At 36.0% G+C, this 1,174-nt stretch carries 1 protein-coding gene; it reads left to right on the forward strand.

Translation table 11 applies throughout. From position 1 onward, the window contains the following. The first annotated feature begins 14 nt into the window (after positions 1–14). Positions 15–860, forward strand: coding sequence for a type IV secretion system protein (locus ACFIK6_RS09875; RefSeq protein ID WP_375642747.1), 846 nt, complete (start codon positions 15–17; stop codon positions 858–860). The last annotated feature ends 314 nt before the right edge of the window (positions 861–1,174 follow it).

Below are 1,174 nucleotides of genomic sequence, written 5' to 3' on the forward strand. Positions count from 1 at the left end.
TAAAGAGGAATTCCATGGACTTTACAGTGTTCACGCAACTTTTCAATAAAATTGATCAGATAACAAAAACATATGTCACGGATATTTCCTCAAAAACAATAGCTACAATTACACCCTTTGTATCAATCGGTATCACAATCGCTTTCATCATCTATGGTTGGCTCATCATTCGGGGCGCTATAGATATGCCTCTCTCCGGATTTGTAAATCGTTTCCTACGGATAAGTATTATTACTTCAATAGCTCTTACCACAGGACTTTATCAGAATGAAATTGCCAATTTGATAACACAAATGCCCTATGAGTTATCAAAAGCGCTCATAACAAATCCACTCAATGATACACAATTAATGAATTTACTGGACAAAGCAGCAACCAAAGGATTTCAATATGCAGGCCGTCTTTTCCAAGAAACCGTCTTCTTCGAAGGCAATGGACTGCTTTACAGTCTCTTAGGTATCATCATCTTGCTGGCAACAAGCCTCGTAGTCGCAATCGGTGGTGGTCTCGTGCTCCTGACAAAAATCGCTATTACACTTCTCGTAGGATGGGGTCCACTCTTCATCGTTGCTTTACTCTGGCAACCAACTCATCGCCTTTTCGAGCAATGGATAATCCAAGTCATCAATTATATAATCCTCTTCCTACTCTTGGCGACTGTATTTAATCTGATGATGAATATCTTTGCAAACTATTTGAGCGATATGAAACTCGATTACGACCAGAATGTAAGCTTCATGTTTGGGGGAGCTATCGTCTTGTCTATTATATCCATCATGCTGTTACTCAAACTATCAAGCGTTGCCAATTCTCTCGCAAAAGGAATTACATTTGGACATCTATGGAGACATAGAAACTAGAGGATATAAAAGTAATGATTCTCGTAACAGCCCCCTTAATATCCATATGACAAAACAACGAGGATATCCAATCCTAAAGTAGAAAATATTCGCACTGAAATTGAGCTATTTTCATAAATTAAAACATGAAATTAAGAAAAGATAAATTATCGCAAACTATACACTTTACTTTAGTGTCAAAATTATAATAATGAAAATAAATATCAGGATGCATATAACAGTAAAAAGAGTTATATTAAAATGAAAAATATCATTCTTGTAATTTTGATTGCAAACCTTTTATCGGCTTGTGCATTAGCACCAAAGCTAAAACA

The sequence above is a fragment of the Bartonella sp. AS69XJJH genome (assembly GCF_042195585.1).
Lineage (GTDB): Bacteria > Pseudomonadota > Alphaproteobacteria > Rhizobiales > Rhizobiaceae > Bartonella.